We start from the raw sequence: 23,012 nt of genomic DNA on the forward strand, positions 1-23,012 counted from the left end.
CGCAAGCGCACCGGCACCATCACGCTCGACGGCAAGGACATCATGCGCGTGCCGTTGCACCGCATCGCCTATGCGGGTCTGGGCTTCGTTCCGGAAGAACGCGGCATCTTCGCCACCTTGAACGTGCACGAAAACCTGCTTCTGCCGCCGGTCGTCGCCAGGGACGGCCAGAGCGCCATGTCGCTCGACGAGATCTACGAACTCTTTCCCAACCTGCATGAGCGCCGCAACAGCCCCGGCACCAAGCTGTCGGGCGGTGAGCAGCAGATGCTGGCGATTGCGCGCATCCTGCGCACCGGCGTCAAGGTGCTGCTCCTCGACGAGCCGACCGAGGGGCTTGCGCCCGTCATCGTGCAGCGCATCGGCGATGTGCTGGTGGAACTGAAGAAACGCGGCATGACCGTGCTTCTGGTCGAGCAGAACTTCCGCTTTGCCGCCAAGGTCGCCGACCGCTTCTACCTCATGGATCATGGCGTGGTGACGGACAACTTCCCCACCGCCGAACTGCCCGCCCGCATGGCAGAACTCACGCATGCATTGGGGGTCTGAATGACAATGATTTTTGGAATACCCTTGCAGGCACTTCTCGGGCAGTTGCTGGTCGGCCTCATCAACGGCTCCTTCTATGCGATGCTGAGCCTCGGCCTTGCCATCATCTTCGGCCTCCTGCGCATCATCAACTTCGCCCATGGCGCGCAATATATGCTGGGCGCCTTTGTCGGCTATCTGCTGTTGAGCTGGCTCGGCATCGGCTACTGGCCGGCGCTGATCCTCGCCCCGCTCATCGTCGGGCTGGGCGGCGCGATCGTGGAGCGCGTGGCGCTGTCGCGGCTCTATAATCTCGACCCGCTCTATGGCCTGCTCTTCACCTTCGGCCTGGCGCTCGTGATCGAAGGCACGTTCCGCTATTATTATGGCGCGGCGGGCCAGCCCTATGCGGTGCCGCCGTCGCTTGCGGGCGGACATAATCTGGGCTTCATGTTCCTGCCGAACTATCGCGCCTGGGTGGTCGTCGCCTCGCTCATCGTCTGCCTTGGCACATGGCTCCTGATCGAAAAGACCAAGCTGGGCGCCTATCTGCGCGCCGCGACGGAAAACCCGACGCTGGTGAAAGCCTTCGGCATCAATGTGCCGCTGCTTCTGACTTTCACCTATGCGCTCGGTGCCGCCCTTGCCGGACTTGCGGGCATCATGGCCGCGCCGATCTATCAGGTCAGCCCGCTGATGGGCTCCAACATCATCATCGTGGTCTTTGCCGTGGTGGTGGTCGGCGGCATGGGATCGATCCTCGGCGCCATCATCACCGGCTATGTGCTGGGGCTGGCGGAAGGTCTCACCAAGGTCTTCTATCCCGAAGCTTCCAGCATCGTCATCTTCGTCATCATGGCCATCGTTCTTCTGGTGCGCCCCGCCGGACTGTTCGGGAAGGAGGCCTGACATGGCTGATACCGCTCTCAAGGCAAATACGGCCTCGCGCGACAGCAAGGCGCCTGCCGTCAACAGCCTCTCGGCCGTCATCCTCGGCATTGCCCTTGTCGGGCTGCTGGCCGCACCCTTCATGGTGTATCCGATCTTCCTGATGAAGATGCTGTGCTTCGCGCTGTTCGCTTCCGCCTTCAATCTTCTTCTCGGCTACACCGGCATCCTGTCCTTCGGCCATGCCGCCTTCTTCGGCGGCGCGGCCTATATCACCGCCCATACGGTCAAGGTCTGGGGCGTCACGCCGGAGCTTGGCCTCGTGCTCGGCGTCCTTGCCGCCGCAGCCCTTGGCCTCGTCATCGGCTATCTCGCCATCCGCCGTCAGGGCATCTATTCGACGATGATCACGCTGGCGCTGGCGCAGATGTTCTTCTTCTTCTGCCTGCAAGCATCCTTCACCCATGGCGAGGACGGATTGCAGGGCGTGCCGCGCGGCTATCTCTTCGGCATCATCGACCTCAACCAGCCGATGACCATGTATTATTTTGTGCTGGCGGTGTTCGTGCTGGGCGTGTTCGTCATCTGGCGCATCATCAACTCGCCCTTCGGCATGATCCTGAAATCCGTGCGCGAAAACGAAAACCGCGCCATCTCGCTGGGCTATTCCGTCAACCGCTACAAGCTTGCAGCCTTCGTCATGTCGGCAGCCCTTGCAGGCCTTGCCGGCGGCCTGAAGGCGCTCGTCTTCCAGTTTGCAACGCTGACCGATGTCGGCTGGCAGATGTCGGGCGAAGTGATCCTGATGACGCTTCTGGGCGGCATTGGCACGCTCATCGGCCCCATCGTCGGCGCCGCCTTCGTCGTCGCCCTCCAGAACTATCTCGCAACATCCGACTTCCCCGTCACGATCGTAACCGGCGTCATCTTCATGGCATGCGTCCTCCTCTTCCGTAAGGGAATCGTAGGCGAGTTCTACGCATCGCGCCTGGGAAAGAGGCTTTTCGGATAACCGACACTGAGGGGCCGCCCGCGCGTCCGGCGGCCCCCACCTTTTACTGGATATGAGATCATGACCGACACCTACGATTACATCGTGGTTGGCGCGGGCACGGCAGGTTGCGCCCTCGCGAACCGGCTTTCCGCAGACCAGAACCGTTCCGTGCTGCTGCTTGAGGCGGGCGGAAAGGACAATTATGCCTGGATTCACATCCCCGTCGGCTATCTCTATTGCATCGGCAATCCGCGCACCGACTGGTGCTTCACCACGGAAGCCGAAGTGGGACTGAACGGCCGTTCGCTCGGCTATCCGCGCGGCAAGGTGCTGGGCGGCTGCTCGTCCATCAACGGCATGATCTATATGCGCGGCCAGGCCCGCGACTACGACCTTTGGCGTCAGGCCGGATGCGACGGCTGGGGCTGGGACGATGTCCTGCCGCTCTTCAGGAAATCGGAAGACTATTTCGCCGGTGCAAGCGAGCTGCATGGCGCGGGCGGCGAATGGCGTGTCGAGAGCGCCCGCCTGCACTGGGATATCCTCGATGCCTTCCGCGACGCGGCAGTCTCTGCGGGCATCCCCGCCACCGACGATTTCAATCGCGGCGACAATGAAGGCGTCTCCTATTTCAAGGTCAACCAGAAGCGCGGCATCCGCTGGAACACCGCCAAGGCCTTTCTGCGCCCGGCGCTGGATCGCAAGAACCTCACCGTTGAAACCGGCGCGCATGTCCGCCGCATCGAAATCGAGGACTTGCGCGCCACCGGCGTCACCTTCGACCAGAACGGAACGACCCGGACAGTGAAGGCACAGCGCGAAGTCATTCTCGCCGCCGGTGCGGTCGGATCGCCGCAAATCCTTGAATTGTCGGGCATCGGGCGCGGTGATGTGCTGCAGCAGGCAGGCATCCCGGTCAAGCTGGAGCGCAGGCAGCTCGGCGAAAACCTGCAGGATCACCTGCAATTGCGCTGCGCCTACAAGGTCACCGGCATCCCGACGCTGAACGAGAAGGCAAGCAAGCTGGTTGGCAAGGCCATGATCGGGCTTGAATATTTCCTGCGCCGCTCCGGCCCCATGTCCATGGCGCCAAGCCAGCTTGGTGTATTCACCCGCTCCGACCCGTCCTACGAGACCGCCAATCTGCAATATCACGTGCAGCCGCTCAGCCTCGAAAAGTTCGGCGAGGCCGTGCACCCCTTCCCCGCCTTTACGGCAAGCGTGTGCAATCTGCGCCCCGACAGCCGCGGCTCGATCCACATAAAGTCGCCGGACCATCGGACACAACCGGCGATCAGGCCGAATTATCTCGCCACCGAGAGCGACCGCCGTGTCGCCGCCGACGCCATCCGCCTCACCCGCCATATCGTGGCGCAGCCGCCCTTGCAGAAATTCCATCCCGAGGAATTCAAGCCCGGCCCCGCCTACGAAACGCAGGAACAGCTTGAAAAGGCGGCGGGCGATATCGGCACGACGATCTTCCACCCCGTCGGTACCTGCCGCATGGGACAGGACGCGGAAGCAATCGTCGATCCGCGCCTGCGCTTCAACGGCATTGCGGGCCTGCGCGTTGCCGACGCTTCGGTCATGCCGACCATCACGTCCGGCAACACCAACTCGCCCACTCTCATGATCGCCGAGAAAGCCGCGCAGATGATTATTGCTGACAATCGATAAGCAAGCCGGAAGAGCGGAAATGGCAATCCGCTCACCGTCTCGTGAACGCAATTTCGGCATTATCGCTTCGGCAAATTCTGAAATAATTTTCCTTGTTTATTGCCCGACAAAAGGGAATTATCGGCAACAAGGTGGGCAGGGGGAGAAAGATCATCTCAAAAGATCGCTTTCCGGGACCGGCTCTCCAAAGTCTTTGAACAAGGAAAACAAAATGTCGTCAGTCCTTTCCCGCTATAACCTGACCCGCCGCGCCGGTCTGAAAGCCCTTCTCTTCACCGCAGCTGCACTGACCGTCGGCTTCGCGTCGGCCCCGAGCCACGCGGAAGACAAGACCATCAAGGTCGGCATCATGGGCGGTGAAGACGAAGACGTCTGGAAAGTCGTCGCCGAAGAAGGCAAGAAGCACGGCCTCAACATCGAGCGCGTGACCTTCAACGACTACAACCAGCCGAACGAAGCTCTGGAACGCAAGGAAATCGACGCCAACGCCTTCCAGCACAAGCCTTATCTGGACGAGCAGATCAAGCAGCACGGCTACAAGATTTCCGTTGCCGGCTATACCGCCGTCTGGCCGATCGGCATCTATTCCCGCAAGCACAAGAGCCTTGATGATCTGAAGGAAGGCGCTGTCGTCGGCGTGCCGAACGATCCGTCGAACGAAGGCCGCGCGCTGCGCGTGCTGGAAGAAAAGGGCCTCATCAAGCTGAAGCCGGATGCAGGCATTCTGGCAACCCCGATCGATATCGTTGAAAACCCGAAGAAGCTTGAGATCAAGGAACTCGACGCCGGTGTCGTCGGCCGTTCCATCGACGACCTCGATGCAGCCATCGTGAACAACGACTGGGCCGCAAAGGCCGGTCTCAAGAAGGAAGAGGCAATCGGCTGGGAATCGAAGGAAAACAACCCGTACAACAACTTCATCGCGGTGCGTACCGAAGATGAAAACGCCGAATGGGTGAAGAACCTCGTGGCTTCGTTCCAGAACGACGCCGTGAAGGCCGAACTCGACCGCGCCTACAAGGGCACCGGCATCCCGGCCTGGAACTGATCATCCAGGAGTTGGAAAACCCGCGCCGGAACCGTTTCCGGCGCGGCTTTTGTTGACGCGCGGACAAAAATTGCCCTAAAGCATCGCCACAGCAAAAGCTGATGGCTTGAGCCAGGCATCATCCTTCCTTGAGTGTCTGAATCAAAAAGCGCCGGGCCGTGGCGAAAATGGTGGTTTTCGAAAACCGGAGCGGAGTGTACTTGAGAGTACATGAGCACCGGAAGCGCAGAAAGACGCCATTTGCAACCCGGTATGGCGAATTTTGAAACAGACACGGAAGCCTTATCGAATGAACCAGGCCGCTGTTCGCAGCGGCCTATCCAGACATAGAAGAAACGACCGTGACCATTGAAAAGCCACCCGCCACATCAGCGCCCATCGTCGAGATGAAAGACGTGCGCCGAATGTTCGGCGAAACGGCAGCCATCAACGGCGTTTCGCTTTCGGTCTCACGCGGCGAAATCCTCGGCATCATCGGCCGCAGCGGCGCGGGCAAGTCCACGCTGATCCGCTGCGTCAACGGCCTTGAAAAGCCGGATACCGGTTCGATCCTGATCGAAGGCCGTGAAATCACCGGCCTTGGCGAAGATGCGCTGCGCCCGGTGCGCCGCCGCATCGGCATGGTGTTCCAGCATTTCAACCTGCTTTCCGCCAAGACGGTTGCCGAAAACATCGCCTTGCCGCTGAAGATCGCGGGCAAGCCGAAAGCCGAACGCGCCCGGCGCGTGGCCGAACTTCTGGAACTGGTCGGCCTTTCCGACAAGGCGACGCATTATCCGGCCCAGCTTTCCGGCGGCCAGAAACAGCGCGTCGGCATCGCGCGTGCGCTTGCCGCCGAACCCGCCGTGCTGCTTTCCGACGAGGCGACATCCGCGCTCGACCCGGAAACCACACAGTCCATTCTGGCCCTGCTGAAAGACATCAACACCAAGCTCGGCCTTACCATCCTGCTCATCACGCATGAGATGGAAGTCATCCGCCGCATTGCCGACCGCGTGATCGTGCTCGACCACGGCATGATCGCCGAGGAAGGCCCGGTCTGGAAAGTCTTCGCCAATCCGCAATCGCCTGTGACGCAAAGCATGTTGCAGGTGCTGACGCCGGAACTGCCTGTCGTCTGGCGCGACCGGCTGCAAAATTCGGGCAATCTTGCCGTGCTGAAAGTCAGACTATCAGGCGCGGCCGCAAAAGGCGCGTTCTTCAATGACATCGCAGCCGCCACCCAGATAGCGCCGCAACTGATCCATGGCGGCATGGACACGATCCAGGGCGAGCCGGTCGGCACGCTCTTCATCGGCTTGCCCGCGCAGGAAAAGGCGAAGCTTGACGCCGCCATCACCTATCTCGACACCCATGCAGACGCCACGGAGGTACTCGGCTATGTCTCAGGCGATGCTTGATCTTCTCTGGCGCTCCTTCTGGGAGACCATCATCATGACCGGCTTTTCGAGCCTGATTTCGCTCGTCGTCGGCCTTCCGCTCGCGCTCATCATGATCCTGACGGAGCGTGGCGGCCTTGCCCAGAACCTGACGGTCAACACGATCCTCGGCGCCATCATCAACGGTTTCCGCTCGGTTCCGTTCATCATTCTGCTGGTGGCGCTCATCCCCGTCACGCGCTTCATCGTCGGCACGTCCATCGGCACATGGGCCTCCATCGTGCCGCTGTCCATCGCCGCGATCCCCTATTATGCGCGCATTGCGGAAGTGTCGCTGCGTGAAGTCGATCATGGCCTCATCGAAGCCGCCCGCTCCATGGGCGCAAACCGCTGGACCATCGTGCGCGAAGTGCTGGTGCCCGAAGCCCTGCCCGGCATCGTCGCGGGCTTCACGGTGACGATCATCACGCTCGTCGGTGCATCGGCAATGGCGGGCGCCATCGGCGCGGGCGGTCTTGGCGACCTTGCCATCCGCTACGGCTATCAGCGCTTCGAGACGCAGATCATGATCGCGGTCGTGATCATCCTCATCATCATGGTTTGCGGCATCCAGTGGATCGGCGACCGGCTGGTAAGCCGTCTCGACAAGCGCAACCTGCGGGCCTGAGCCCTATCTCTTCCTCTCACGGAAACCCGCTTCGAGCGTGTTTCCGTCGGGGTCGAAGACCAGCGCTGCATAATAGCCCATCTCTTCCGGTCCCTGATAGGCGGGGCCGCCGCTATCCCTGCCGCCTGCCTCGAGTGCTGCCTGATGAAACGCCTCCACGGCCTCGCGGCTTCCGGCGGTAAACATCAGGTGCAGGCGGTCGCCGGGCTTGTCCTCGCCGTCGGCTACCCCATCGGCACTGCCGTGGATCCACAGAAACGGAACCGGCGCCCGCTCTCCCCCGCTGACGAAGAAGCCGCTGCCGGAACGGGCAATGACCTCAAGGCCAAGTTCGGGCATGCAGCTTTCGTAAAACGAAAGGCTCCGGTTGACGTTGCGGGCTTTGAAACCGATGTGATCGAAGAGCGACATGAGATGCAATATATCGCGGCCAATTATAAAGAAAAGCGGCGCTTCCCAATTTGAAAAGCGCCGCCATCAATCTTCAATACTTCGCTATATGAGAGCGTGAATCAAAAAGGCGGCATGTGCGCGCGAAAATGGTGATTTTCGAGTACCGGAGCGGAGCGTACTCAACGTGCGTGAGCACCGGAACGCAGATAAATTGCCATTTGCAGCCACACAAGGCGACTTTTGGAACAGGCTCTAAAGGTTATCCGCGCGTGCGAGCGAGACCATCCTTTGCAGGCTGGTATTTCGGGTCAAGCTGCACGGCGCGTGAATAGGAATTGGCAGCCTTGGCCTTGTCGCCGTTATGCTCATAGACAAGCGCCTGATTGGCCCAGCTTTCCGCCACGTTCTGGTCGAGCGTGATGGCGGTGTTGAAATCGTCGAAGGCGTTGTCGTAATCGCCGAGCGCCACATAGGAAATGCCGCGGCCATTATAAGGCTCCGGCGCGGTCGAATTCAGCGAGACAGCCTTTGAGAAATCCTCGATGGCCTGCTTGTGCTGGCCTTTCGCCTGATAGATCAGGCCGCGATTGTGATAGGCGCGACCGTCGGTCGTCTGCAGGGCGATGGCCTGATTGAAGTCGCTCAGCGCCTGATCGAGACGGCCTGCCTGACGATAGACATTGCCGCGCCCGATATAGGCGGCGTCATATTGCGGATTGAGCTGGATAGCCTTGCTGTAATCCTGCGCGGCCCTGGTGCTGTCGCCCATATAGCGATAGACCAGCGCGCGGTTGGCATAGGCCTGATAGAAATTCGGGTTGAGCGCAATTGCCTGGTCGAAGTCGCGCAGCGCTTCCTTGTAGCGGCCGGACTTGCCATAGGCGGACCCGCGCACATTATAGCCTTCCGGATCGCGTGGATTGCTCTGGATCACGCTCGTCAGCGAACTGATGTTCTCGCTCGACCCTTGCGCCTTGTCCACCGTGCTGAGCGCGGTGGTGGAGCTTTGGCAGCCCGCAATGGTTAAAGCCAGAAGTGCGGTGGCAATGAGAAGGCCGTTCCGGCCTGTTCCACCCAATGCCTCAATTCCCGAAACTTTCGTTCCAGACGATTGCATCATCTTCAAGCGCGTGGGCAACGACTGCATTCCTTTCAGCTCGCATCGGGTGCCAGGACCCTGTTGCTTCTTCTCCATCCCGTGGCCAGCCTGCCCGCAAGGGCTTGCTCCTGCCGGACTATTCTGCCTGTTACGGTACTATACTGGCCCCAAGCAGCAGATAAAAACAGCAAAAAGGCGGCATTGTCTTGCGCTTGTTTTATCTCTGGATGGCGCGCCGCACAGGCGGATATCCTAATTATTTGTTTTTACACATAATGATGCCCGATAAGTCCAGAAACTTTTCGTAACGCTGCATTAAAAATGGAAGCGGGATAAAGAAAATATGTCTGCCGTGGTCATGTCGACCCTTCGTTTCACATCGGAAACGAACACGCAAACTGAAGTCAAAACATGCAAAATCCGGCGCGGGCGAAAGCCGACACCGGAAAGCAGAAAAGGCGCTGTTCAACAGCGCCTGATTTCAAGGTCGATCAACGAGCGCCGGCGCGGCCGCCGACGAGGCCTTCACGCTGAGCGCGCTTGCGGGCCAGCTTGCGTGCGCGACGAACGGCTTCTGCCTTTTCGCGGGCGCGCTTTTCGGACGGCTTTTCATAGTGGCCGCGCATCTTCATTTCGCGGAAGATACCTTCGCGCTGCATCTTTTTCTTGAGAGCGCGGAGAGCCTGATCAACATTATTATCGCGGACGAGTACCTGCACGTGTATTCCCGTATCGGTTAGAATTTCGGTTAAGCCTGAGGCCGTTAGGGGGTCTTTTAACGATTTCAGCCGGTCTGACCGGCCGATCAACGCCCAAAGGCTCCCAAGCTTCGCAACGGATACGCTGCAAATTGGTCGTGGCTATTATCAGAAAGAGCCTCGCCTGTCCACATCAAGATGCAACTTTGCCCACCGGCTTGCGCGAAATACCGGCTTGCGCACGATTTACTATGGCCGCGACCGTGCGAATAGGCTAAGCCGCACGGGTTTCTCGCATAAATCGGCCTTAATGGCACCCCATAGCACTTTGCCAGCAAACCGATAATGCCTCCTCTTATTATATCCGATTCTCCTTATGCCCCTCCGCAAGCGACTCGTTATCCAGTTCACAGGCTATGAAGGCCTGCATCCCAAGGCCGTCCGCGTGCGCCATGCGCAGGCATTGAAGGATTTCGACCGCCTGTGGAACGCCAGGACCAGGCTTCCGCCCATGGTGGATGAACCTGACGATTGCGGCACGACGACCGCCTTAACCACGGGTAATGGCTGGCAAACAGAAACCGAGTTCTGCCAGTTCGGCACTGCCGATATTTTCGACGATTACGCCGCGCGCTCGACGCCGAAGCGCATACTGACCGGCTTTCACGCCTTCCTGAACATCCTCTTCACCGGAACGCTGTTGCGCTATCTGACGACGAGCTGGCGCTTCGTCCTGTTTTTCCTGTGGCCGTTTCTGCTGTCGCTGGCGATTCTGGCCGTCGCCGCGCTGATCGCCCTTGCACCGCTGGCGGCGGGTCTCTCGGCCCTGCATCTTTTCTGGTCGACACCGCTGGCCGTCTTCATCGCCACCTTGCTGGTGCGCAAGCCCGGCGACCGGTTTTTCATGTCCTATCTGCTCGACGACTGGTCTGCGGCCTATGATCGTATCCATGGCCGCAACGAGAAGCTCAACCAGCGGCGCAAGGCTTTTGCCGAAGCCCTGAAACGGAAGATCGAGGCCAGCAATGCCGATGAAGTCGTCATTGTCGCGCATAGCCTCGGCACGGTTCCGGCGGTGGAAGCGCTCGCCGATCTCCAGCGCGAACGCCCCGACCTTCTGAAAAAACAGCCGGTTTCGATGCTGGCCATCGGCTCGTGCCTGATGATGATCGCGCTGCATCCCAAGGCAAAATCCCTGCGCGAAGATGTGCGCGTGGTGATCGAGGAAAGCCCCGTCCTGTGGTCGGAATTCCAGGTGCTGACCGATATCATCCACTTCTACGGTTCGGACCCGGCAAAGGTACTGAAGCTGAAGACCGCCAATCCGCCGCTCATCAACCGCATCCGCTTCAAGCATGTGCATAGCGAAAACCGCTACAAGCGCTCGAAGGGTAATTTCTTCCTGATGCACCTTCTTTATATGCGCGGGGCGGAGAAGAAGAATTTCTACGATTTCGGCATGTTCCTGCACGGCCCGTTCTTCTTCCGCGAACTGATGACCGGGCATAAGGGAAAAGCCGCCCCTCTCGATGAAGAAGGACGGCTTCCGGTTTCGTATCGCGAAGCGGCTTGAACCCCGATTGTTAGCCTTCGGGCGGCTCCACCACGGCAATCGTCAGCCAGGTCGCCGTCAGCGCGGGCTTCAGCGAGTTTTCGATTTCGAGCGTCACATCATAGTGATTGACCACGCGGCCCGACGGACGGATATCCGCATCCGCCAGTTTGAAACGGGCGCGCACGCGGGAGCCCGTCTTGACCGGCGACAGGAAGCGCAGCTTGTCGAAGCCGTAATTGATGCCCATCGTTGCGCCTTCCAGCATCGGCAGCGCCTCATAGGCCAGCGTCGAAAGCAGCGACAGCGTCAGGAAGCCATGCGCGATGGTGCCGCCAAAAGGCGTTTCCTTCGCGGCGCGTTCCGGATCGACATGGATGAACTGGTGATCATCGGTCGCATCCGCGAACTGGTTGATCATTTCCTGCGTGACTTCGCGCCACTCCGAACATCCGATTTCCGTGCCGATTGCCTCGCGCAACTGGTCGAGCGTGATTGCGTCTTTCATTCGCTGGCTATTCCTGCTGATGTGATTTGCCTTGTGTTTAACCAATAAAGCCTGGTGTCTGAATCAAAAAGTGGCAGGCCATGGCGAAAATGGTGATTTCGAGAACCGGAGCGCAATGTACTTAAATGTACATGAGCACCGGAAGCGCAGAAATTGCCATTTGCAGTCTGGCATGGCGACTTTTGGATCAGACACTTAGGCGGCAACCAGAATTTCCCGTGCAATATCATCCCAATGCGAGAAAACCTGATGCGCGCCCTTGCCCGCCAGTTTTTCTGCATGGCCCTCATAGGTGTGCCCGCCGCCCGTATAACCGAATGCCGTCATGCCTGCCGCAATGGCGCCTTCCACGCCGAAAGGCGAATCCTCGATCACCACGCAACGCGCGGGGTCGACGCCCATCTTGGTCGCAGCAAACAGGAACAGGTCCGGCGCCGGCTTGCCGCGCTTGACCATGCTGGACGAATAGACAGCATCGCCGAAATACTGGCTGATGCCGGTCTTTTCCAGGCTGAACGCAATGCGCTCCGGCTGCGACGATGAAGCCACGCAGCGCTTCTGCGGCAGTTCGCGCAGGAAGTCCGCGATACCCACGGTCGGCTGCAGACTTTCCGCAAACAGGATTTTCGTCGCGGGCCAGAACAGGTTCGTCGCCTCCTCCGGCAGGCGGTGCCCGGTCATATCCTCGATCATCTTCATGATATCGGCCTGCTTCATGCCGATGCCTTTCGCGACCGTCCCTTCCGGCAGCTTCATGCCGTGATCGGCATAGACCTGCTCGAATGCAAGGCAGGAAAGCGGCTCGCTATCGACAAGCACGCCGTCGCAATCGAAGATCACGAGATCGAAGGGGGAAACGCTGCTCATTTTGGCTCCAGTGACATGCATATTTTGTCGCGCAGTTTGGAGGTGCGCGTCCGTCAGTGTTGATATAGAGACTGTTCGTCTATTACGCACCTATATCAACACAAGCGTGACAAAATTACCTCGCTTGCTGGGTTTCGAGATTTTGCGGAGATTTTCATGACGACAAATGTGGCACTGGTTGGACTGGCGCGCGATCTCGCAGCGCGGGCTGAAACCGGCAAGCCGATCCGCATCGGTCTTATCGGCGCTGGCGAAATGGGCACCGACATCGTAACCCAGGTGGCGCGGATGCAGGGCATCGAAGTCGGCGCGCTTTCCGCCCGCAGGCTGCCCAACACCTTCAAGGCTGTCCGCACCGCCTATGGCGACGAGGACAACGCGCAGGAAACCGCCACCCAGTCCGCAATGACCCGCGCCATCGAAGCGGGCAAGATCGCCGTCACCGACGACAATGACCTGATCCTTTCCAACCCGCTGCTCGATGTCATCATCGATGCGACCGGCATTCCGGAAGTGGGTGCGGAGACCGGCATCAAGGCCATCCGCAACGGCAAGCACCTCGTCATGATGAATGTGGAAGCCGATGTCACCATCGGCCCTTACCTCAAGGCCGAGGCCGACAGGCAGGGCGTGATCTATTCGCTGGGCGCAGGCGACGAGCCTTCATCCTGCATGGAGCTGATCGAATTCGTTTCCGCCATGGGCCACAAGGTCGTTGCCGCCGGCAAGGGCAAGAACAATCCGCTCAATTTCGATGCGATCCCCGACGACTATCAGGAAGAGGCCGACCGCCGGAACATGAATGTCCGCCTGCTGGTGGAATTTGTCGACGGCTCCAAGACGATGGTCGAAATGGCGGCGATTGCCAACGCCACCGGCCTTGTGCCGGATATTGCAGGCATGCACGGCCCCAGGGCAGCAATCGACGAGTTGAACCGCACCCTGATCCCGAAGGAGGACGGCGGCGTTCTGAACAAAACCGGCGTGGTCGATTATTCCATCGGACGCGGCGTGTCGCCTGGCGTCTTCGTCATCGCCAAGATGGAACATCCCCGCCTTGTGGAACGCCTGGAAGACCTGAAAATGGGCAAAGGCCCCTATTTCACCTTCCACCGTCCTTTCCACCTCACCTCGCTGGAAGTGCCGCTGACGGTTGCCCGGGTCGTGCTGCACGGCAAGACCGACATGGTGCCGCTGCCGAAACCTGTGGCGGAAGTGTGCGCCGTCGCCAAGAAGGACTTGCGGCCCGGCGATCATCTGGATGCCATCGGGCAATATTGCTACCGCTCATGGATCATGACGACACCGGAGGCCCGCGCGGCCAAAGCCATCCCCTGCGGCCTGCTGCAGAACGGCACGGTCCTCGCGCCGATCCGCAAGGGCGAACTCATCACCTATGCCAATGCGGCCCCGAAGCCCGGCTCGAAGATCGCCGAACTGCGGGCATTGCAGGATGCCATGTTAGGGCAGTAAGGCAGTAGGGCAATAAGGCAGTATGTTAAGGGAGTAAGGGAGTAAGGGAGTAAGGGAGATACGGACAGTATATTTGCAAGTCAAACATACTGCCCTACTGCCCTACTGCCCTATTCCCCTACTCCCCTACTCCCCTATTGCCTTCCCTAATGATCGAGCGCCTTCACAATGCTCTCCACCATCTTCTTCGCGTCGGCAAAGAGCATCATGGTGTTGTCGCGGAAGAACAGCTCGTTTTCCACGCCTGCATAGCCCGAACCCATGCCGCGCTTGATGAACAGGACCGTGCCAGCCTTGTCGACATCGAGGATCGGCATGCCGAAGATCGGTGACTTCGGATCGGTCTTCGCCGCCGGATTGGTGACGTCATTCGCACCGATCACGAAGGCCACATCGGCCTGCGCGAATTCCGAATTGATGTCTTCCAGCTCGAACACTTCATCGTAAGGCACGTTGGCTTCGGCCAGAAGCACGTTCATATGCCCTGGCATACGGCCCGCGACCGGATGGATGGCATATTTGACTTCCACGCCTTCGGCCTTGAGCTTGTCGGCCATTTCGCGCAGCGCGTGCTGGGCCTGTGCCACCGCCATGCCATAACCCGGCACGATGATGACTTTCGAAGCATTCTTCATGATGAAGGCCGCATCGTCGGCAGAACCCTGCTTGACCGGACGCTGCTCCACCTCGCCGCCGCTGGCAGCGGATGTATCGCCGCCAAAGCCGCCGAGAATGACCGAAATGAACGAGCGGTTCATGCCCTTACACATGATGTAGCTGAGGATCGCACCGGACGAGCCGACCAGCGCGCCGGTGATGATCAGCGCCAGATTGCCGAGCGTGAAGCCGATGCCTGCCGCAGCCCAGCCCGAATAGGAATTGAGCATGGACACGACAACCGGCATGTCCGCACCGCCAATCGGAATGATGATGAGCACGCCGAAGGCAAGCGCCAGCAGCACGATCAGCCAGAACACGAAATGGCTTTCCGTGTTGGTGAGCACGACGATCAAAAGCACGATCGCCACGGCCAGAGCCGCATTGATGACATGGCGTCCCGGCAGCATGATCGGCTTGCCCGACATGCGTCCATCGAGCTTCAAAAAGGCGATGATCGAGCCGGTGAAGGTGATCGCGCCGATGGCGACGCCAAGCGACATTTCCACAAGCGCCTGACCGTGGATCTGGCCCACTTCGCCAATCCCGAACGAATGCGGCGAATAAAGCGCGGCAGCGGCCACCAGAACAGCGGCAAGACCGATCAGCGAGTGAAAGGCGGCAACAAGCTGCGGCATGGCCGTCATGGCGATGCGGCGCGCGATGACCGCACCGATGCCGCCGCCAATGGCGATGCCGATGACGATCAGGACCAGACCGCCGAAGCTCGGACGCGCCAGCAACAATGTGGTGAGGATGGAAATCCCCATGCCGATCATGCCGTACATATTGCCCTGACGGCTGGTTGTCGGATGCGACAGGCCGCGCAGCGCCAGAATGAACAGCACGCCGGAGACGAGATAAAGGAAGGCTGCGAGATTAACGCTCATGTTCGTTCAGCCTCACTTTTCTTTTTTCTTGTACATGGCGAGCATGCGCTGGGTGACCAGAAAGCCGCCGAAGATGTTGACGCTGGCAAGGATCAGCGCGATGAAACCGAAGCCGGTTGCCCAGCCGGAAAGCGACAGGCCGACGGCCAGAAGCGCACCCACCACGATCACCGATGAAATGGCGTTGGTAACAGCCATCAAAGGCGTGTGCAGCGCGGGCGTGACTGACCAGACGACGTAATAGCCGACGAAAATCGACAGGATGAAGATCGCGAAGCGAAACACGAACGGATCGATTGCGCCGCCCGATGCGGCATGCGCGGCAGCAGCCGCCGCATCGCCCAGACCGCCCGCATTTTCCGCCGCCTGACGCACGGCGTCTGCGGCCTGGTTCAGGCTCTCAAGAGCTTTATCGAGACTAGTTTCGGCCATTATGCCTCTCCTCCATCAACTGGAGACTTGGGGGATGAAGAAGACTTTGCAGCAGCCTTCGGTGCTTTTGCAGGCGCTTTCTTCGCCGTTTCCTTCGCCGTTTTCGGGGCTGCAGGTTTCGCAGCATCGCCAACGACTTCTGCCTTTGCAGCCCTGGGCTTCGGTGCGGCTTTCGGTTTTGCAGCCGGCTTTGCAACAACTGGCGTGGTTGCGGCAGGTGCTGCCTCAGCCTTGGCAAAAGCCGGATGGAGGATTTTGCCCTGATGGGTGAGAAGCGTCGCCTTCACCAGCTCTTCTTCCGGATCGATTTTCAGAAGCTTCGTTTCCTTGTCGACCAGCGTTTCGACGAAGGCGATCAGGTTGCGCGCGTAAAGCTGCGAGGCGCTTGCCGCAATGCGGCCCGGAACGTTGAGATGGCCGACGATCTTGACGCCGTTCACATCCGCAATCTGGCCAGCGACGGCGCCTTCGACATTGCCGCCGCGCTCGACCGCGAGATCGACAAGCACCGAGCCGGGGCGCATCGAAGCGACCATTTCCTTCGATACCAGCCGCGGCGCCGGACGGCCCGGAATGAGCGCCGTGGTGATGACGATATCCTGCTTGGCGATGTGGTCGGCAACAAGTGCCGCCTGTTTCGCCTGATATTCCTTCGACATTTCCTTGGCATAGCCGCCAGCGGTTTCCGCTGCCTTGAACTCCTCGTCCTCGACCGCGATGAACTTCGCGCCAAGCGAGGCGACCTGTTCCTTCGCAGCCGGGCGAACATCGGTGGCGGTCACGACGGCGCCAAGGCGACGGGCCGTTGCAATGGCCTGAAGACCGGCAACCCCTGCCCCCATCACGAACACCTTGGCGGCAGGCACGGTGCCAGCCGCCGTCATCATCATCGGCATGGCGCGGTCATAGGTTTCCGCCGCGTCAATCACCGCCTGATAACCGGCGAGATTGGCCTGCGAAGACAATACGTCCATCACCTGCGCACGGGTGATGCGCGGCATGAATTCCATCGTGAAGGCAGAAATGCCAGCTCTGGCAAGCGCCGCAACGGCATCTTCATGGCCGTAAGGATCGAGCATGGCGAAGAGCGCCGCGCCCGATTTATACCCCTTCAGTTCCGCATCGGATGGACGGCGCACTTTCAGGACGACATCCGCCGTTCTGGCATCCGCCACCGTGCCGATCCGGGCACCGGCTGCGGTAAACTCGGCATCGGGAATGCGCGATTTCTCGCCCGCGCCTTTTTCCACCACGACATCGAAACCGAGCGCGATGAACTTCTTCACCGTCTCCGCCGACGCCGCGACACGGCTTTCATTGGGGTCGCTTTCTTTCGGGATAAATAACGTCTGGGCCAAGCTGGTTTCCCTTTCGTGGCGTTCTTCCGGGATTGATTCCGGTCATGCACAGTTACGAGCTTCCGGGGCGAAGCCCGTTCAAATAACCTGAACTATAGACATGCATAAAACCTCGGCACGGTATTCCATGCCAAGGCATTCGATCAAATCGTGCGGGTTGACCCCGGTTCGCGCTTCAGTTCAACGATACTGCGCCGGAAGCTGAAATCCGGCGGCAGTGGTCACGAAAGAATGAACCAGGCAGCGACACAGACTAGGATGAAAAGAACGGTCGCGGAGAAGAAACCACCAGCAAAAAAGCCGAACGCCATGGCAATCATAAGGGCGATAAGCGCCACCGTGCTCCATTTAACCAGGCCCGTGAAACCGGCATAAGTTTTCTCATGCTCGGAATAGTCCATCGGTGCGCCAAGTTCAGCCGGAGCCGTCGTATGATGTTCTGCCATTTTAGTTCCACCCATTTAAAGCATGTCTCCCAATAGTGGGAACCGGTTTCGGGACAAAGACATGCGTGAAAACAAGATTAAAGCGCAACACGCTTTAAAATTTCCGCCCATACACCGTCATGTTAAGCGGAAATGCCTGCAATCTTCAATGTGCGAGCGAACAAACCGATGCATTGACCGCAAGGCTTTTCGTCGCAGCTACCCTCTCTCCGCAGAAGCGGTTCCGCAATCTTCGTAAAGCGAAACTGCCCTTCTGGCTATATTTAATTGTTTAAGCTCCGGCGATGTTTTCAGATTCCTATATGCCGAGCCCGGTATATTTCGCCGTCGGCAGGATTGTCAGCGGCACGGAACTGTCCCGCATGTCGGCAAACATGGCGCGGCGCTCATGCGGCTGCGATTTGAAGAATGGAAAGCGCACGGCCACCGCATCGCGGATATTGCGGATGGGTGCAGCACCCAGCCCCACCCTGATTCCATAGCCTTCATGCTCGCGGGCATCGGCCATGACCGAAGTGCCGAAAATGCGCTTGTAAAAGGCCATATGCTCGGGCTTCACCGAGGCAAGGCATTGATCCGCCGCGAAAAATTCCGACGCCATCGCCGCGATGCGCAAGGTGATATAGGGAATGGCGGGATATTCGCTCAACAGTTCCGGATCAGCCGCAAAGCGGGTCGGATCGACAAAATGCATGCCGCTGTTGAGCAGCGGATCGAGGATATCCGGGAAAAGCGCATAGCTCGTGCCGCGACGATGATCGGGCGTGATGTGATGGATGCGCAGCGTGCTGACCAGTTGCCCATCCACATGCACGCCATAGACGAAAGCATGGCTGTCACGGTCGATATCATCGACGATGGACGGCACTTCCGCCTCGTGCATCACATTGCGCGTGCGGTAGGAACGATAGCGCAGGCGGCCGATTTCCTCGAGGTCCTCCGCATGTACGATACGGCGATATTCCACCCGGTCGAGAAACTGCAACAGCTGCCGCGCAAAATTGGACAATGGCGGTTTATCGCCTGTAACAGCTGTATTCGTCATGCAATCGATTTTTCCGCACCCCGCAAATCAGTGTGCAGAATATGCGCCTTTATCAGCATGTAAAGATATAACTTTGTGGGCTGCCTTTTTGTCGCCGCACAATGAACGTTCGTTCGCCACAATTGAGGTGGGCTTTTACGCAGGAATATCCGACGAAAAGTGCAAAATGGCCCGATTACGGGCCATTTCAGCGTTCTGCCTTAATTTGAAAAAGGCTCTTCAAAGTGCGTTGGCGATCGCCTGAAACGCATGCATGGTTTCGTCTTTCATATCCTGCCCGTCGACATTGTAACTGGCATGGGCAGAAGTCTTGGCAATCACCACCCGCCTGGCGGGATTGACATAGATGAACTGCCCATAGATGCCGGCAGCGCTGAAATCGCCCTGCCAGTCAACCGGCGTCCACCACTGATAGCCATAGCCGAACGGAATCTTGCCGAACGCATCCTCGCGGCCGGGCATCAGATAGGGCGCATCCGGCGTCACCGAATCATGCACCCATTGCGCGGGCACAAGTTGCTCGCCCTTGAAGTTGCGGCCTTCGTTGAGATAGAGCAGCCCGAACCGCGCATAATCGCGCAGCACGGCATTCATCCCGCCTGCTGCGGCAGCCTCCCCGGTCGGGTCCACGATCCAGAAGGCATCGGCTTCGGCGCCAAGCTTCGACCAGAGCCTGTCCTTCATGTAATCCTGCAAGGGAATGCCCGTCGCGCCTTCCAGAACCAGCCCGAGCGCCTGCGTATCCGACGAAACGTACTGGCTAAGCGTTCCTTGCGGACGCACGCTTTTCAGATGCGCGGTGAAATTCGTGATCGAGCCGGTCAGAAGCTCCACGGCATAGCGGACAATATCGGAATTGAGATCGCCATAGTTCTCGTTGAACCCTATGCCGGATGCCATCTGCAGCACGTTCTTGACCGTCACACCCTTGTAGCCGCCTTCGGCCAGCACCGGCGCATAGCGGTCGACCGGCTGGCCGATATCGATCAGGCCATCCCGGACGGCATTGCCGATAAGGAAGGAAACGACTGATTTTGAAACGGAAAATGCGATGGACTGGGTGGCCTGACTGTTGCCGTGGTCATATTGCTCGTGGACGATGACGCCATCCTTGAGGACGATGAGGCCGGTGGTGCCGCCACGCTCCAGCCAGTCGGAAATCTTGCGGGTTTCGCCCTTGTAGACGAAAGTTTCCGGCAGGGGCTGGTCCGCCTTGGCAAGTGGGCTGACCTCGCCTTCATGCGGAATGCGCACGGACGGATAACGCTTGTAGACATTGCGGAAATTTTCAAAAATCTCCGGCCCCTTGAACATCTGGGCATATTGATAGACGGCCCAGGTTTCATGGATTTTCTTCAAGAAGACCGCCGTGCCGACACCGGCCACAACAACCAATGCGACCAGAACGTATAAAGTATAGTGATACAATCGTTTCATTAGCCTCCCCTCAAACAACAAGATCGAGCCGAATATCTTTTCTATAAGCACATGAATGAATACTTATATTCACTCCTCCTCTCTATTATGAGCATGATAGTTCCCCGGAAAAATATCCCTATTATTCATATTTATTCAGATTTATGTGTACTATAAATGAACCGCTGCAATGCACTGCGGAGAATACCGGGTAAAGCGCTTTTGCAGCGAAGCCCTCAACTGGAGGCACGCGCCCGAACGGTTCAAGTGGGGCGACTGGCGAGGCGATCTGGCGGGGCGTTTCAGCCCGAACGATCAGGTGGAATCGCAGCCGCTTCATTTCCTGTTTTCTGGAGTATTCCGCCTGAAAGGCGGCAATAGGCAAGCCCGCTCAGGCGACGGTTCGCCCACCATCGCGGCGCGCTGCGGCCTTCGCGGTCATGGCGCTGATTGCCTCCACCGGCACCGGCATGCCGAGCAGATAGCCCTGGACGAGATCGGCGCCCGCCGCCACGCGGATGAGCGCAAGCTGTTCCTCGGTTTCGACACCCTCCACCGTCACGCCGAGCCCCAGCTCATGCGAAAGCTGGGTGACACCGCGAAGCAGCATCAGCGACCGCCGGTCGGTGGTGATGTCGCGCACGAAGGACCGGTCGACCTTCACCTTGGTCAGGGGCAATGTATTGAGATAGCTGAGGCTGGAATAACCAGTTCCGAAATCGTCGAGCGCGATATTGATCCCGGCATTCTTGAGCCGTTGCAACACCATCGATGTCTTGTTGCGGTCCGAAATGATGGCGCTTTCCGTCACTTCCACCTCAAGCCGATGCGCCGGAAGCCCGGATTTCTGCAAGGCATTGGCGATATCGCGGGCAATGTCGTTGCTTTTCAGGTCGATGGCCGACAGGTTGACGGAAACGCCGATGCGGTCGCCCCATGACAGGCAGTCGGCACAGGCCTGCTCCAGCATGAAGCGGGTTATGTCGGTGATGATGCCCATTTCCTCGGCAAGCGGAATGAATTCGGCAGGCGGCACGAAGCCAAGCTCCGGATGCTCCCACCGCGCCAGCGCCTCACATGCGACAACGCGCAGGGACTGCGCGCTGACGATGGGCTGGTAGACGACCTTGATCTCGCCGTGATTGATGGCGAGCCGCAGATCCGCCTTGAGTTTCTGGCGTCCGCGATATTTGGTGTCCATCGCATCGACGAAGACCGACCAGGATTTTTCTTCCGTGCTCTTGGCTTCGTAAAGCGCCAGGTCGGCATTGATATGCATGCTGCCGACATCGGACCTTTCGACATTCTCGATCGCCACGCCCGCGCTGATATCGATCTGGACCTGATCGCCGTCGAGATCGTAAACCCCGGTCGCCACCGCCATGATGTGGTCCATCACCCCGGCAATATCGGCCTCGCCGCGCAGGTTGAAGACAAACACCACGAACTCGTCGCCGCCGAAGCGCGATGCAACGAAGCGCTGCGGATCGAGCGAGTTCAGCCTTTCGGCGAACAGGCGCAACAGCACATCGCCCGTATGATGCCCCAGCGTGTCGTTGACATGCTTGAAATGGTTGATGTCGATGACGATGAGCGCAACCTGCGTGCCCTTCTTCTGATGGGGACGCAGCGACCGCACCATGGTCTCGAAATAATTGCGGTTCGGCAGGCCGGTCAGGCCGTCATAGCGCGCCATATGCTGGATGCGCGCTTCCGCTTCCACGCGCTGCGTCACATCCTCGAACATCAGGACCGCCCCTTCATTGAGGGTCTGGTTGCCGATGCATTCGATATAGCGCTGGTTTGAAAGCTGGAAAATGTCGCGGGCGCGCCTGCCGATCAGGAGGTCCTGCATGCGCACATGCACGCTTTTCAGGTCGGTCTGCGGAAACAGCCCCTTCTTGGCGCAATAGCGCAGAAGGACATCGAGCTTGCGGCCATGCAGCTTGGTATGCTCGGCAATCTGCAGCATCGCCTTGGCCTTGTTGTTGATGACGGCGATGCGCTGCTGGCTGTCGAACATCAAAAGGCCCTGCGGCATGTTGTTGAGCGCCGCATCGAAACGCCCGGCCACGATGGACAGGCGGCGCTTGCCCATGACCGCCGCGAAGAGAAATTCGCGCAACCCGTTGGCCATCTGGATGTTGGACAGGAAATACGGGATCAGCAGCAGGCCGATGATGACGTGAAACGGCGTCCCCGCCAGAATGAGCCCGGCCAGAACGGGAAGGAGCGTGCAGGCCGACATCAGAATGACGGCCTTTGCCGAGGCATAGTTGCGGCCCACGATGGAAACGACCGAGGCAAGCAGCACGGTCAGGCTGGCAAGTTCGGCAAACGAATCCCGCAGCACGAAGCTTGAGAAGAAACATAACATGCCGAGCGTCAGGCACACGGCGGATGCGCCGATCAGATAGCGCGTCTCCCACCGGTCGAGATCGGCATGGGAAAGCGGCTGCTGCCTTGCCTGATCGAACTTGTGCATGTCGAAGATGCGGCCAACCGCCACGATCGCGAAGACGCCGGCAAACATCAGATAGCGCCAGTCGTCGGTTTTCACATAGATGACGACACAGGCTACAACGTGCGCGAGCAAGCCGAACCAGAGCGTCGTACGATTACCATACAGCGCTCTGAGAAAAGATAGCCGCACATCTGCAGGTATCTCAGGTTTACGGCTTTGCCACATTCGATGCATTTAATCCCTTGTATGGGGCAGCAATATCGCACCAATGACTTAAAAATATCTTTCGGGATATTAAACCACAAGCTGTCATGCCGACCACCATAAGATGTATTCAGATGTTTTTTAAGGAAAACCATAGACGCACAACCCCCGTCCGGCAATTACAACCAGAGGCATGTATTGTTTTAGTTGTCCTAATATTACTGAAACAGCCATAATTGGAGAACAGCGCAGGTTAGTTGCCGCGTTGCGGAGAATTAATCCAGATTAGTCACGATGGATATTCTGCCGCCAGAGTCCCGCCTTTTAGA

21 protein-coding genes are annotated in these 23,012 nt (G+C 58.9%); 9 read left to right on the plus strand and 12 right to left on the minus strand.

The genetic code is table 11. The annotated features are described in order from the left end of the window. The 7 genes from JNC63_RS17625 to JNC63_RS17655 all read left to right on the plus strand — a co-directional run. Positions 1–549 (plus strand): ABC transporter ATP-binding protein (locus JNC63_RS17625; protein WP_374846595.1); only part of this gene is annotated, 549 nt, incomplete at its 5' end. After that, positions 550–1,437, plus strand: a complete 888-nt coding sequence (locus JNC63_RS17630; protein WP_006467529.1) for a branched-chain amino acid ABC transporter permease — start codon at positions 550–552, stop codon at positions 1,435–1,437. A gap of 1 nt (position 1,438) precedes the next feature. Further along, on the plus strand, positions 1,439–2,428 hold the full coding sequence (locus tag JNC63_RS17635; protein WP_100663680.1) for a branched-chain amino acid ABC transporter permease: 990 nt from the start codon (positions 1,439–1,441) through the stop codon (positions 2,426–2,428). 60 nt (positions 2,429–2,488) lie between these two features. Beyond that, a complete protein-coding gene (locus tag JNC63_RS17640) occupies positions 2,489–4,087 on the plus strand; it encodes a GMC family oxidoreductase (RefSeq protein ID WP_063881508.1) in 1,599 nt (532 codons plus the stop codon). Between the two features lie 211 nt (positions 4,088–4,298). Continuing rightward, positions 4,299–5,135, plus strand: a complete 837-nt coding sequence (locus JNC63_RS17645; RefSeq protein ID WP_063881574.1) for a MetQ/NlpA family ABC transporter substrate-binding protein — start codon at positions 4,299–4,301, stop codon at positions 5,133–5,135. Positions 5,136–5,476: 341 nt separating this feature from the next. Next, entirely contained in the window at positions 5,477–6,535 is a 1,059-nt protein-coding gene (locus JNC63_RS17650) for a methionine ABC transporter ATP-binding protein (RefSeq protein WP_025090835.1), read from the plus strand. Beyond that, positions 6,516–7,181, plus strand: coding sequence for a methionine ABC transporter permease (locus tag JNC63_RS17655; protein ID WP_006471185.1), 666 nt, complete (start codon positions 6,516–6,518; stop codon positions 7,179–7,181). The genes JNC63_RS17650 and JNC63_RS17655 overlap by 20 nt, the downstream gene beginning before the upstream one ends. Positions 7,182–7,184: 3 nt before the next feature. On the opposite strand, the gene JNC63_RS17660 is transcribed toward JNC63_RS17655, so the two are convergent. The 3 genes from JNC63_RS17660 to rpsU form a co-directional block, all read right to left on the minus strand. Then, entirely contained in the window at positions 7,185–7,592 is a 408-nt protein-coding gene (locus JNC63_RS17660) for a VOC family protein (RefSeq protein WP_025090834.1), read from the minus strand. 241 nt (positions 7,593–7,833) lie between these two features. Next, positions 7,834–8,721: a tetratricopeptide repeat protein gene (locus JNC63_RS17665; RefSeq protein WP_006467536.1), complete on the minus strand. Its 888-nt coding sequence runs from the start codon at positions 8,719–8,721 to the stop codon at positions 7,834–7,836. A 443-nt stretch (positions 8,722–9,164) separates the two neighbouring features. Continuing rightward, complete coding sequence (rpsU, locus tag JNC63_RS17670; protein ID WP_006471186.1) at positions 9,165–9,392, minus strand: 30S ribosomal protein S21; 228 nt, start codon at positions 9,390–9,392, stop codon at positions 9,165–9,167. A 355-nt stretch (positions 9,393–9,747) separates the two neighbouring features. Here rpsU and JNC63_RS17675 point away from each other — a divergent pair, with 355 nt between their 5' ends. Further along, positions 9,748–10,944 (plus strand): hypothetical protein, encoded by a 1,197-nt coding sequence (locus JNC63_RS17675; protein ID WP_063881509.1) that lies wholly within the window; start codon positions 9,748–9,750, stop codon positions 10,942–10,944. Positions 10,945–10,954: 10 nt separating this feature from the next. Here JNC63_RS17675 and JNC63_RS17680 read toward each other — a convergent pair whose 3' ends face one another. Then, positions 10,955–11,431, minus strand: a complete 477-nt coding sequence (locus JNC63_RS17680; RefSeq protein ID WP_006471187.1) for a MaoC family dehydratase — start codon at positions 11,429–11,431, stop codon at positions 10,955–10,957. A gap of 195 nt (positions 11,432–11,626) precedes the next feature. Beyond that, positions 11,627–12,298 (minus strand): HAD family hydrolase, encoded by a 672-nt coding sequence (locus JNC63_RS17685; RefSeq protein WP_063881510.1) that lies wholly within the window; start codon positions 12,296–12,298, stop codon positions 11,627–11,629. 156 nt (positions 12,299–12,454) lie between these two features. Between JNC63_RS17685 and JNC63_RS17690 the strand changes: the two genes are divergently transcribed. Next, a complete protein-coding gene (locus JNC63_RS17690; RefSeq protein WP_063881511.1) occupies positions 12,455–13,771 on the plus strand; it encodes a 1-deoxy-D-ribulose 5-phosphate reductoisomerase in 1,317 nt (438 codons plus the stop codon). Positions 13,772–13,917: 146 nt separating this feature from the next. Here the strand turns inward: JNC63_RS17690 and JNC63_RS17695 are convergent, their stop codons facing one another. The 7 genes from JNC63_RS17695 to JNC63_RS17725 form a co-directional block, all read right to left on the minus strand. Continuing rightward, positions 13,918–15,318 (minus strand): NAD(P)(+) transhydrogenase (Re/Si-specific) subunit beta, encoded by a 1,401-nt coding sequence (locus JNC63_RS17695; RefSeq protein ID WP_021587082.1) that lies wholly within the window; start codon positions 15,316–15,318, stop codon positions 13,918–13,920. A gap of 12 nt (positions 15,319–15,330) precedes the next feature. After that, complete coding sequence (locus tag JNC63_RS17700) at positions 15,331–15,750, minus strand: proton-translocating transhydrogenase family protein (protein WP_021587083.1); 420 nt, start codon at positions 15,748–15,750, stop codon at positions 15,331–15,333. Next, entirely contained in the window at positions 15,750–17,108 is a 1,359-nt protein-coding gene (locus JNC63_RS17705) for a Re/Si-specific NAD(P)(+) transhydrogenase subunit alpha (RefSeq protein WP_063881512.1), read from the minus strand. The genes JNC63_RS17700 and JNC63_RS17705 overlap by 1 nt, the downstream gene beginning before the upstream one ends. Positions 17,109–17,329: 221 nt before the next feature. Continuing rightward, positions 17,330–17,554 (minus strand): aa3-type cytochrome c oxidase subunit IV, encoded by a 225-nt coding sequence (locus JNC63_RS17710; RefSeq protein WP_006471190.1) that lies wholly within the window; start codon positions 17,552–17,554, stop codon positions 17,330–17,332. Positions 17,555–17,852: 298 nt separating this feature from the next. After that, the gene (locus JNC63_RS17715; RefSeq protein ID WP_006467548.1) at positions 17,853–18,599 is read right to left on the minus strand and encodes an N-acyl amino acid synthase FeeM domain-containing protein; all 747 of its coding nucleotides are present in this window, start codon (positions 18,597–18,599) and stop codon (positions 17,853–17,855) included. Between the two features lie 219 nt (positions 18,600–18,818). Then, complete coding sequence (locus JNC63_RS17720) at positions 18,819–20,036, minus strand: serine hydrolase domain-containing protein (protein ID WP_063881513.1); 1,218 nt, start codon at positions 20,034–20,036, stop codon at positions 18,819–18,821. Positions 20,037–20,406: 370 nt separating this feature from the next. Further along, positions 20,407–22,704 carry a putative bifunctional diguanylate cyclase/phosphodiesterase gene (locus JNC63_RS17725; RefSeq protein ID WP_063881514.1) on the minus strand — a complete coding sequence of 766 codons (2,298 nt, stop codon included), beginning with the start codon at positions 22,702–22,704 and terminating at the stop codon, positions 20,407–20,409. Between the last annotated feature and the right edge of the window lie 308 nt (positions 22,705–23,012).

It is taken from the genome of Brucella ciceri, from assembly GCF_041930145.1.
Lineage (GTDB): Bacteria > Pseudomonadota > Alphaproteobacteria > Rhizobiales > Rhizobiaceae > Brucella > Brucella intermedia.

Bases quoted from the DNA above. Each gene is read 5' to 3' on its own strand.
- JNC63_RS17630 (WP_006467529.1), top strand. From the start codon at position 550: ATGACAATGATTTTTGGAATACCCTTGCAGGCACTTCTCGGGCAGTTG.
- JNC63_RS17635 (WP_100663680.1), top strand. From the start codon at position 1,439: ATGGCTGATACCGCTCTCAAGGCAAATACGGCCTCGCGCGACAGCAAG.
- JNC63_RS17640 (WP_063881508.1), top strand. From the start codon at position 2,489: ATGACCGACACCTACGATTACATCGTGGTTGGCGCGGGCACGGCAGGT.
- JNC63_RS17645 (WP_063881574.1), top strand. From the start codon at position 4,299: ATGTCGTCAGTCCTTTCCCGCTATAACCTGACCCGCCGCGCCGGTCTG.
- JNC63_RS17655 (WP_006471185.1), top strand. From the start codon at position 6,516: ATGTCTCAGGCGATGCTTGATCTTCTCTGGCGCTCCTTCTGGGAGACC.
- JNC63_RS17660 (WP_025090834.1), bottom strand. From the start codon at position 7,592: ATGTCGCTCTTCGATCACATCGGTTTCAAAGCCCGCAACGTCAACCGG.
- JNC63_RS17665 (WP_006467536.1), bottom strand. From the start codon at position 8,721: ATGCAGTCGTTGCCCACGCGCTTGAAGATGATGCAATCGTCTGGAACG.
- JNC63_RS17675 (WP_063881509.1), top strand. From the start codon at position 9,748: ATGCCCCTCCGCAAGCGACTCGTTATCCAGTTCACAGGCTATGAAGGC.
- JNC63_RS17680 (WP_006471187.1), bottom strand. From the start codon at position 11,431: ATGAAAGACGCAATCACGCTCGACCAGTTGCGCGAGGCAATCGGCACG.
- JNC63_RS17685 (WP_063881510.1), bottom strand. From the start codon at position 12,298: ATGAGCAGCGTTTCCCCCTTCGATCTCGTGATCTTCGATTGCGACGGC.
- JNC63_RS17690 (WP_063881511.1), top strand. From the start codon at position 12,455: ATGACGACAAATGTGGCACTGGTTGGACTGGCGCGCGATCTCGCAGCG.
- JNC63_RS17695 (WP_021587082.1), bottom strand. From the start codon at position 15,318: ATGAGCGTTAATCTCGCAGCCTTCCTTTATCTCGTCTCCGGCGTGCTG.
- JNC63_RS17700 (WP_021587083.1), bottom strand. From the start codon at position 15,750: ATGGCCGAAACTAGTCTCGATAAAGCTCTTGAGAGCCTGAACCAGGCC.
- JNC63_RS17710 (WP_006471190.1), bottom strand. From the start codon at position 17,554: ATGGCAGAACATCATACGACGGCTCCGGCTGAACTTGGCGCACCGATG.
- JNC63_RS17715 (WP_006467548.1), bottom strand. From the start codon at position 18,599: ATGACGAATACAGCTGTTACAGGCGATAAACCGCCATTGTCCAATTTT.
- JNC63_RS17720 (WP_063881513.1), bottom strand. From the start codon at position 20,036: ATGAAACGATTGTATCACTATACTTTATACGTTCTGGTCGCATTGGTT.
- JNC63_RS17725 (WP_063881514.1), bottom strand. From the start codon at position 22,704: ATGTGGCAAAGCCGTAAACCTGAGATACCTGCAGATGTGCGGCTATCT.